The following is a 10648-nucleotide window of genomic DNA, read 5'->3' as shown; positions in this document are numbered from 1 at the left end:
CACATTTAAGCTTTTCCCATCCTTGTTCTGCAACCTTATTGCTTTGCATTCTACTAAACTTTTCAATACACTTTATCAGATCATTTCCCTTCCTATTGTACAAATATGGGATATCCCATCTTGGCTTGTTATAAAATCCAAGACACATGTTTTAAGTCTGGTCTATGATCCCGAGATATCCTTTCTTAATAAACATTGGTCTTTCTTTAATAATTTTTTCTTCTTCCTGTTTCTCTTTATCTTCTTCCCTTTTATATTCTCCATCTAAATGAAATGATGTGGAATCTAAATGGGAGTATTTAAAGGTCTATTTCAAATTTTTTAATTACTTCTAAAACTACTTCAATAAAAATATCATTTAGTCCATATTTATATAATTCATCCATTACTCTCCCAATTTTATCATCATTAAGGTAATCAGGTTTAATTCTTTCTCCTAACAATTTCTCAATGGCTTTATCTTGAAAAAACTGACTGAATAAATATAGAGGTCTTGAAACAAATCCTAGTCCATTGATTAAAATAGACTTAACTACTGTACCTGCTGAGATTTTTTCTCTAACATCTATTCCTAATTTATTATTAATTATTTTGACTATTCCTATTTCATCAATTAAACCAGCTACTATCCCTAAATGGTCTAAATTTTTAACTTGTATTTCTTCTAAATAAGACATTTTTCGCTCTTTTTTTACAGAGGAAACAACTTAAGCAATTATCCCACTTTTTTGTCTTCAAGAGCTTAAGCAATTATACTTAATTATTAAACCCAGGCTTGTAGTATTTAATGCTACTTTTTGAAGTGCGGAATCTGGGTTTAAAGTAGGGTGGGTTAGACGGCTATAATGTTGATGGTGAATAAGAATATCAAAGTCCGTCGCAGGCCACCATTTTAGTTAAAAAATTGAACAATTTTTGGTGTATTACGCTTTGCTAATACACCCTACAATTATACTAATTGAATATTACATCCTCATAAATCGCTGTTAAGGAACTCTGAAAATTAATACTTTTGAGAATAAAAATTTCACAGTCTGCATGATAAACTTCTAATACCCATAACCCTTGCTCATTTCTTCTAAAACATTCAATTCGCTGATGTTTAGTGTTAATTAAAACATATTCTTCTAAACTTTCTAAGCTTTGGTAATCAATAAATTTATCCCCTCGATCAAATGCTTCTGTGGAGTCTGATAAAACCTCAATAATTAGTTTAGGATAACATTTATAATTATTATTTTCTTGATCTCTAGTATCACAAGTGACCAAAACATCAGGATAATAAAAACGATTAAACTTTTCTAGTCTAGCTTTCATATCACTAAGATAAACCCGACAATTTGAACCTCTGACATTACTTCTTAATAAAGCAAAGATATTCCCTGCTATAGTAACATGAGCATCAGATGCACCGGCCATTGCATAAATGTCTCCGTCTCTATATTCATGTTTAATTTCTTGGTGTTTTTCCCATTCAAGATATTCTTCAGGGGTAACAGGAAAAGATTCAGATAAAGCAATCATAGGATTTATCTTATAAGACTTAATAACTGTATAATAGCAAAAATTAAGGACATAATATTATTATGTCCCTACCAGAAATTTTAAAAATCCCGCCGTTAACGACGGGGTTTAAATGATGGTTTCCCCTTCTGCGATCGCCCCCAACATCAAAGCGCGATCAGAAATAGATTTATCCCCAGGTATTTGTAGGTTTCCTTGTGGGGATAATCCTCTGTTGGGAGGGTTTATTGTCAAAATTTGCTGATTTTCTAGATTTTGAAGCTCAATAATCGATTTAGTCATAGGTTAGGACTCAGAAGTTAGGAGTCAGAGGGGATCAATACTGAGGCACAGCACTATTGATCAGGGTTAGAGGGTTTAGGAGATTAGTAGTTCCCCCACAATGACATTTTTAAGATACACAAAATGGCAAGGGCTGTCAATCATACTCAACCGACTTCTAACTTTGAGTCTAAAGTTTTTTTCAGATTTTTATGAAACCGCTAAAATTTGAGAGATTGTTCTCATTTTCTGGGTATTGTTTTTAACGGTTAACATATTTTTATGCACTGTTTCTGGATGTTTATTGTTATTGTCTTGATTGAACTCTAACTTCATCTTGAAAGATGAACCAAAATAAATCTCTGAGAGGGCAACTTTGGTGGCAGACATAAGAGTAAGCATTTGCTGATAGCGAGGAATTCTATCTTTGAAGGTTTCTCTATATAAGTATTCTCTCAACTTTTCACAATCTTCCTCTAAGCTGTAACACTCACTATCTAAGCTTTTCCCTGTTGCCATATTTTCCATCATCAATTCTAATCGATCGGCTATTATCTCTAACTGAAATGCTAACTTATGATGGTTGCTATCCCCTAGAGTTTTAGTCTCTGTTTCTGATACATCTGCTACTTTTAATAAATCCTTAATCATGGTTGGCTATCCTCAAAAAACGTTGAAAAGACAGCTTAAATGTAAAAGAAAAATCATCAAAAAACAACGGAAAATAATTAAATATTTATAAAGTTTACCCTAATACTTTTCTGGTGATTATTCCACACTTAAACAATTCTTAATAGTATTTACTTGCCAATCTTTATAGATTGAGGATAAGCTTATTGATATCAATTCCCAATAAGTGGCAATTGTGTAGTTCATTGAAAACTATGATGCAAACTTACGAAAATCCCAACGTCAGTTATGACTGGTGGGCAGGAAATGCCCGATTTGCCGAAAAATCAGGATTATTCATCGTTGCCCACGCGGCTCAAGGTGCTTTAATCATGTTTTGGGCTGGTGCGTTTACTTTATTTGAACTCTCTAAGTACGTTCCCGATTCACCTATGGGAGAACAAGGGTTGATTTTACTACCCCATTTAGCCACTTTAGGCTTCGGTGTAGGACAAGGAGGAGAAATTGTTGATACATATTCCTTCTTTGTTATTGGGGTATTACACCTGGTCTCATCTGCCGTATTAGGTGCGGGTGCTTTATTTCATCTCTTAAAAGCTCCCCAGGATCTAAAAACCACAGAAGGAGGCGCAAGTCGCTTTCATTTTGAGTGGGACGATCCCAAAAAACTTGGCATTATTTTAGGCCATCATCTCTTATTCTTGGGTGTCGCTGCCTTACTATTGGTAGGAAAAGCGATGTTCTGGGGCGGTATATACGATTCCACCACAGAGGCGGTTCGTTTAGTAACCCAACCCACCTTAGATCCCTTAGTGATCTATGGCTATCAAACCCATTTTGCTGCGGTTGACAGTCTCGAAGACTTAATTGGTGGTCATATTTATGTGGGTGCGTTACTCATTGGCGGTGGTATTTGGCACATTGTTGTTCCTCCTATGGCATGGGCAAGAAAAGCTCTCATTTTCTCAGGAGAAGCCATCTTATCCTACTCTTTAGGTGGTATTGCCTTAGCAGGGTTTGTCGCAGCTTATTTCTGTGCGGTTAACACCTTAGCTTATCCCCCCGAATTTTACGGTCCTGTATTAGATGTCAAGTTAGGCATTAGCCCTTACTTTGCTGATACAGCCAACTTAGAATTTGGTGCGCATACTGCACGTTGCTGGTTAGCTAATACACACTTCTTTTTAGCCTTTTTCTTCTTACAAGGTCATTTATGGCACGCTTTACGTGCTATGGGCTTTGACTTCAAAAAAGTAGAAAACGCGCTCAATAATCTCGGACAAGTGTAAGTAAATAAAAAGGAGTTAAGGGGTGTCTAAGGGTTTTATCAGGACACTATATAGACATCCACTTAACTTTCCTCTTGAACTCTATCTTTATTGTGCCTTAAATTGTCTTCAGTTTGGAGTTTGTTATGTCTTCTGTTCCCAATGCTTTATGGTTAAGTGTCAGTCCTATATTACAGAGGTTTAACCGTCCTTTAATCAGTCAACTGTCCCAAGATCATGCCGTCGCTTTATGGGAATACAATCAAACCCCAGATGAACCTATCACCCTTGACGTTGCTTTTGTGTTGTTACACGACTATCTTAAACAACTGAAGCAACCGGTACATCTCATTGGTCATAGTACCAGTGCTTGGTTAGGGATGATCTATGCACAACGTCATCCTGAAAGAGTTAAGTCTTTGACTTTGTTATCGGTAGGGGCTAATTTAGCGGTGGACTGGCAGACTCATTATTATGCCATGTTCAAGACTTTGCCCTGCGATCGCCACACCATTTTGAGCCAAATGGTTTCTACGCTTTTTGGTCGTCAATGTCCTTTTAAAAACGAATTATTAATTTATCTGTTGGAGCAAGATTTATTGTCTTCTCCTTCTCCTAATACCTTAGTAGAACAAGTGAGCGTTACACCGCAACTGGTTTCCGTTCCTTTGTTTGTTGGGGGTAGTCAAGACGATATGGTTATTTCTCCTTATCAATTAAATGCTTGGAAACCCTGGTTAAAATCAGGGGACATCTTATGGGAATGTTCCCAAGGAAGGCATTTTTTCCATTATATGAATTCCGAATTAGTGGGTGAGAAAATTAGAAATTTTTGGCAGAATGTAGACCAATCAAAAGTAGATCCTAAAATGTTTCAATCGGTGTCATAGTTAATCGGTTCTTTCTATAGAGACATTGTTTAAATAATGGATAAGTGGAATGTAGAGCAACTTTCATTCTACTATTCGTTGAAGAAATGTCTCTATGTCAATTTGTTTGTCTCATCTAGAGAGTATTTATGATATTACCCAAGATTATTATGCTCCAAATGGGTTGGATTTGTCCTCTACTTATTTGGTTGGTTTTGTTATGTTTTTTCTGTGCAATTTTCTTTGCGATTGAAGATGGATATCTTTATTTGCGCCAACTCCACCAAATACCTTGCGATCGCTGTTCTTTTCATACAGGAGAAACCTGTTTAAAGTGTACTGTTCATCCCTATAAAGCGTTTACAGTAGAAGCCGTAACTTGTGAAGACTGGGAAGGGAAGCCAGTCAATACTACTCGGATAGGCTGGAAACTTTTATGGCATAGGGAGTGTGGGGAGTGTGGGGGTAATTAAGGTGCGATTCGTTTAGCTAGAAAGCCTGTACTAAATACAGGTGTGTAGCTAGTCTAGAACCTAGAAAACTAGATAACTGTTGGTTTGTTGGCTAAAGGAGCCACACTCGGAATCAAGGGAGCAATCCTAAGAGTGACAACTTAACCCTCCGTTTTGGACTTAGTAAACTCAGGATAGAAGCAGGGTTAAAAGGGGAACCCGTCATGAAACAGCATGGCAAGTCGTTCCTCCAGTCAATTGGTCACGGTTAAGCATTACGCTGAATCATCGTCCTGAACCCTCAAGACCTCCAAGTAGCCAAATCTGTTTGACAGGCTGCGTTCAAAAGAACAAGGTGAAAAGTGGAGTTTTCTTCGTAACATCCACAACGATTCCTAAAAGTAACCTGGGGGAGAGATGAAACCTAAAACCAATACACCCAAACCAACGGAACGAATTAAGTCCATGACTGCTCTTACCATCAGGTCGATGATGTAAGTAGTGACAAACTTAAGCGCAAGGGTCATGGATGTGAGAAGCAATTAAGTTGCTAATGCCTATTTGTAATGAATATGGATAAGCTGACGTATTGCTGGTTAATTAGAAGAAATAGTCTCTATTAGAGGTAGTTAAATGTCGAATGCGAGTATAACCAAGACTACGCCAGAATGGAACACCATAAACTGGGCAAAAGTCCAGAGGAAAGTGTTTAAGCTTCAAAAAAGAATATTTCAAGCTGTTAAATCAGGTAATAAAGTCAAAGCTAAAAAGCTTCAGAAGTTACTGTTAAAGTCACATTACGCAAAGCTCTTAGCCATTCGCAAAGTGACCCAAGACAACCAAGGTAAGAAAACTGCTGGAGTTGATGGGAAAAAGTCATTACGACCTAACCAAAGATTAAAGTTAGTTAACGAACTAAGGTTAAAAGGTTACAAAGCCAAGGCACTCAGACGGGTTTGGATACCTAAACCTGGAAGAGATGAAAAACGTGGACTGGGGATACCCACCATGAAAGATAGAGCAATGCAAGCCTTGGTTAAATCAGCCTTAGAACCATACTGGGAAGCCCAATTTGAGGGTACATCTTATGGCTTCCGTCCAGGCAGAAGCGCACAAGACGCTATCAGTAGAATATTTTTAGCAATAAAAACGAATGCAAAATATGTTCTAGATGCAGATATCGCCAAATGCTTCGACAAGATTAACCATGATTACCTACTGTCCAAAGTAGATTGTCCACACAACATCAAAAGAATCATTAAACAATGGTTGGAATGCGGTGTAATGGACAAGGGCATTTTTGAGGAAACAGATTCAGGTACACCTCAAGGTGGTGTAATAAGTCCATTATTGGCTAACATTGCACTACACGGAATGATAATAGACATAGAAAATTACTTCCCCCGTACAAAACGGAGAGAAGATGGCAGTCTTAAACAGGGATATAAACCCAAAATCATCCGCTACGCCGATGATTTCGTAATTCTTCATACAGATTACGATGTTATTCTACAATGTAAAAATCTAGTTGCACAATGGTTAGAAAAAGTCGGATTGGAACTAAAACCAGAGAAGACTTCCATAAGACACACTCTAAAAAGTATTGTCCATAATGGTAAAACCATTGAACCAGGCTTCGATTTCCTTGGATTCAATATTAGGTCATACCCCAAGGGTAAACACCACTCTAGTAAAACAGGTGGAAAAAATGCACAACTAACTGGATTCAAAACACTAATCAAGCCAAGCAAGAAAAAAATACTAGCTCACCATGAGGCAATCAAAGAGGCCATCAAGGCCAACAAGAAAGCCCCACAAAAAGCATTAATCACAAGATTAAATCCCATAATCCCAGGATGGTGTAATTACTACCGAAATGTTTGCAGTAAGAAAACATTCAAATCCGAAGACAACATATTATGGAATATGCTTAGAGCTTGGACAGTAAGCAGGAAAAAGAAAGAGACACCATTGATTAAAGCTCTTAAAAAATATTTCTCATACGGAAAACACGGATTCTGGACATTCCAAACAAAAGGAGCAGTCCTCTATCACCACGCCGAAACAGGAATATTGAGACACACATGGGTTAAACCTGAAGCTTCACCCTATGACGGAAACTGGACTTACTGGAGCAAAAGACGAGGTACATATTCTGGGACACCAACAAGAGTCGCAAAACTCTTAAAGAAACAAAAAGGTATATGTCCTCAATGTAAGCAATACTTTACACCTGAAGACTTGATAGAAGTTGACCACATTATCCCCAAATCGAAAGGTGGAAAGGATACCTACAACAATCTTCAAGCTCTACATCGTCACTGTCATGATGTCAAAAGCAAAAATGACTACCTCTACGATTGGTTAGAAAATGGCTATGAATGGAAAGACGATGTGTTAACAGTACCTATGACAAAGGACTAATTGCCGAGAGCCGTGTGAGGTGAAAGTCTCATGCACGGTTCGGAATGGGAGTCGTGGTAGGTGACTACCACTTCGACCCCTAATCTCATCTCGGTTATCGGAAATAATTATTTACATTATCCTAACTTATAGATAGTATGAACGCAATCAAAAATTGGTTAAAAAAAATCCGAAACAAAGCTTTAGGTTTAGCAGAAATTGAGGAATTGCTTAATGAAAAAAATAGAGAAAATCAAGAATTGATCACTCAACTTCAACATAATACCAACCAACGGAATGATTACATCCAACACTCAATTAATAAGTTAGACGAGCAAACTAGAAATATTCAAGAATCAGTGGATATTTTATCCTCTCCAGAAAAGTTGATTCCTCAACTTAATTCCTATACAGGGAAATATTATATGGCTCTAGAATATCCTCCATCAAGGGACTATCAACCCCGTTGGGGCTATACAAAGCCACCCCATTCAGGACTTAGTAAAATTTTTCATAAAGATTTTGATGAACATTGTCAAACTCTTGAAAACCTGGCCAAACTCAAACCTTTTTTTGACAAGATAAATATTTATTTTGATCACGAAAATTCGGGAGATCCTGCCTGGTTAAAAACCCCATTAAATGCCTTTGATGCTGCATTAATTTACTATTTTGTAACTGATTTAAAAGCAAAGAATTATCTAGAGATTGGTTCTGGAGTTAGTACCTTATTTGCAGCCAGAGCCATTAAAGATCATAACTTAGAGACAAAAATTCTTTCTATTGACCCTGATCCCCGTGCGGAAGTGGATGCTGTGTGCGATCGCGTTATTCGTGACGGTTTAGAAACTTGTGAGTTAGAGATTTTCTCACAATTAGAACCAGGGGATATTCTTTTCCTTGATGGCAGTCATCGTTCTTTCATGAACTCTGACGTAACTGTGTTTATGATGGACGTTTTACCCATGATTAAGCCAGGGGTTATTATCGGGGTTCATGATATTCTCTTGCCTTACGATTATCCTGATAGTTTCAAAAATTGGTATTGGAATGAGCAGTATATGTTTGCTGTCTATTTATTAGCAGCAGCTAATAAGCTTAAAATCCTAATGCCTGGGAGATATATGTCTTTACGCCCCGAACTAGAAAAAGCATTTTCTGCTATTTTAAAAGACTGGAAAGAAGATAGAAGTGTTTGGCTTAATGGCGGCTCTTTGTGGTTTACCCATCTAGAAAATAGTTAAAATGCTAATGTGGAACTAATTAATCCACTCCTGGTCAAATAACATTAACAATCATTAAACAAGTCTATTCATAACTATTTATCTATAAAACGCTTTTATGGACATTAAAGATTATTTAATTACCAAAATACGTCGAGTTCTCGGCATTGTAGACACCTTAGACGCGATTGATCGTGTGCTTCACACCCAAAAACGGGAATGTCTCCAGGAGATATTAGACTTAATCCAATCAGGATCGGTGGTACAGTGCCGTATTAATCAGATTAATGCCCTCGCCCCAATCGATCCCCTAAAAGTATACAAACATTGCCTAGTCATTGGGGACAAAAATCATTTTAGCTTTATGATAGAAACCCATTGCGCTGATTGGTTATGCTCCAAAATCGACTACGGTGATGTGGTTCTCGATGTTGGGGCAGCCTTTGGAGTCATTAGCTTACCCCTAGCCCAAGCAGTGGGCAAAAAAGGTCAAATTCACGCCTTTGAACCAGCTAGAAAAACCCAAAGCTTTCTCAAACAAATTATAGACCTTAACCAGATCCAAAACATAACTATTGTTCCCTGCGCTGTAAACGACCAACCAGGAAAAGCAGAATTTCTCGAATACACCCCAGAAAAAGAATTTTTTTGGGCTTCTGATGTGTCAACCTTGAGTACACCGGATAGTAACCGTCATCGTCAACATGAGAGTTATATCGTGGAAGTTACCACCATTGATGATTATGTGGCTACCATGAACATTGAACCCAAGGCCATGAAGATCGATATTGAAGGCTTTGAACTATATGGCTTACAGGGGGCAAAAACCACCTTAGATCGCTATCATCCCTATCTCTGTATCGATATCCATGAGGACGTTAAAACAGGCAAATCATCCTTATTAGGGGTTCAACCGTTTCTAGAAGCCTTAGGTTATGATGTGCAAATGAAGGAACATACCTTATTTTGCACTCCCCAAGGGGCAGAATAAGATAACTAAAAACGTGAGGAGGAGTGAAAGAGTTGTTACTCTCAGTTGTTGTGCCCTGTTATAACGAAGAAGAAGTTATCCCAATAACTCACAATCGTTTAATCTTCGTTTTAGAAGAAATAACTCCCCAATTTGAACTAATTTATATCGATGATGGAAGTCAAGATGAAACCCCTAATCATCTGCGACAACTACAGCAACATGATCAAAGAGTTAAAGTTGTCTTCTTATCTCGTAATTTTGGCCATCAAATGGCTATAACCGCCGGACTCGATCATGTTAGTGGAGATGCTGTTGTCTTAATTGATGCGGACTTACAAGATCCCCCAGAAGTGATTAAAGAGATGGTCAATCGTTGGTACGAGGGGTATGATGTGGTCTATGGAGTTCGTACTGACAGACAAGGAGAAACCCCCTTTAAGCTTTGGAGTGCTAAAGCGTTTTATCGCATGATGAATCGTTTGTCCGATGTACCTATTCCTCTCGATACAGGAGATTTTCGCTTAATGGATCGTCGGGTAGTAGAAGCTCTAAAAATCATGCCAGAAAGAGATCGCTTTCTACGAGGAATGGTTAGTTGGGTTGGGTTTCGTCAAGTTGCTGTTTCCTATCAACGTAGTCCTCGTATTGCCGGAGTTAGTAAATATCCTCTGTTTAAAATGATTCGTTTTGCAGCCGATGGAATTTTGTCCTTTTCTTTAGTCCCTTTAAGAATAGCTATTTGGGTCGGATTGTTGACAGTTGCCCTCTCTTTTCTTGGTATTCTATACGCCTTATTTGTTAGGCTATTTACTCTTAGTTGGGTTCCTGGTTGGACTATTTCTTTCATTGCAATTTTGTTTATTGGCGGGATACAATTAATTTTTTTAGGAGTCATTGGTGAATATATTGGTCGTATTTATCGGGAAGATAAACGCCGTCCTCTATATTTAGTGAGAGAAAGTTTAGGCTTTGAGCATTTATCTAACAGGGATTATATTCATAATCTGAATACAATGACTTATGCCAAAGACAATTCTACTTAAAA

General features: G+C 37.7%; 8 protein-coding genes and 2 pseudogenes. 6 read left to right on the top strand and 4 right to left on the bottom strand.

Going from position 1 to position 10648, the window contains the following annotated elements; all coding sequences use genetic code 11:
• Window positions 1-114 precede the first annotated feature (114 nt).
• The 4 genes and pseudogenes from CWATDRAFT_RS33820 to CWATDRAFT_RS15565 form a co-directional block, all read right to left on the bottom strand.
• Window positions 115-677 (bottom strand): annotated as a pseudogene (locus CWATDRAFT_RS33820) (IS1634 family transposase); the annotation flags it as partial.
• A gap of 277 nt (window positions 678-954) precedes the next feature.
• Window positions 955-1524 (bottom strand): Uma2 family endonuclease, encoded by a 570-nt coding sequence (locus CWATDRAFT_RS15575; RefSeq protein ID WP_007305903.1) that lies wholly within the window; start codon window positions 1522-1524, stop codon window positions 955-957.
• Between the two features lie 111 nt (window positions 1525-1635).
• Window positions 1636-1806: pseudogene (locus CWATDRAFT_RS15570) on the bottom strand (3-phosphoshikimate 1-carboxyvinyltransferase); the annotation flags it as partial.
• Window positions 1807-1995: 189 nt separating this feature from the next.
• Window positions 1996-2436 (bottom strand): hypothetical protein, encoded by a 441-nt coding sequence (locus CWATDRAFT_RS15565; protein WP_007305901.1) that lies wholly within the window; start codon window positions 2434-2436, stop codon window positions 1996-1998.
• Window positions 2437-2672: 236 nt separating this feature from the next.
• Here CWATDRAFT_RS15565 and CWATDRAFT_RS15560 point away from each other — a divergent pair, with 236 nt between their 5' ends.
• From CWATDRAFT_RS15560 to CWATDRAFT_RS15530, 6 genes are all read left to right on the top strand, one after another.
• Window positions 2673-3704, top strand: a complete 1032-nt coding sequence (locus CWATDRAFT_RS15560) for a chlorophyll a/b binding light-harvesting protein (RefSeq protein WP_007309349.1) — start codon at window positions 2673-2675, stop codon at window positions 3702-3704.
• Window positions 3705-3829: 125 nt separating this feature from the next.
• Entirely contained in the window at window positions 3830-4573 is a 744-nt protein-coding gene (locus CWATDRAFT_RS15555; RefSeq protein WP_007305906.1) for an alpha/beta fold hydrolase, read from the top strand.
• 1064 nt (window positions 4574-5637) lie between these two features.
• Window positions 5638-7428 carry a group II intron reverse transcriptase/maturase gene (gene ltrA, locus CWATDRAFT_RS15545; protein ID WP_007305908.1) on the top strand — a complete coding sequence of 597 codons (1791 nt, stop codon included), beginning with the start codon at window positions 5638-5640 and terminating at the stop codon, window positions 7426-7428.
• Window positions 7429-7565: 137 nt separating this feature from the next.
• Window positions 7566-8651: a class I SAM-dependent methyltransferase gene (locus tag CWATDRAFT_RS15540; protein ID WP_007305909.1), complete on the top strand. Its 1086-nt coding sequence runs from the start codon at window positions 7566-7568 to the stop codon at window positions 8649-8651.
• A 97-nt stretch (window positions 8652-8748) separates the two neighbouring features.
• Window positions 8749-9621 (top strand): FkbM family methyltransferase, encoded by an 873-nt coding sequence (locus CWATDRAFT_RS15535; protein WP_007305910.1) that lies wholly within the window; start codon window positions 8749-8751, stop codon window positions 9619-9621.
• Between the two features lie 32 nt (window positions 9622-9653).
• Window positions 9654-10646, top strand: coding sequence for a glycosyltransferase family 2 protein (locus tag CWATDRAFT_RS15530; RefSeq protein ID WP_021833327.1), 993 nt, complete (start codon window positions 9654-9656; stop codon window positions 10644-10646).
• The last annotated feature ends 2 nt before the right edge of the window (window positions 10647-10648 follow it).

It is taken from the genome of Crocosphaera watsonii WH 8501 (assembly GCF_000167195.1).
Classification (GTDB): Bacteria; Cyanobacteriota; Cyanobacteriia; order Cyanobacteriales; family Microcystaceae; genus Crocosphaera; species Crocosphaera watsonii.
Note: the sequence above shows the minus strand (reverse complement) of the source record. Positions and strands in the feature narration are given on the sequence as shown.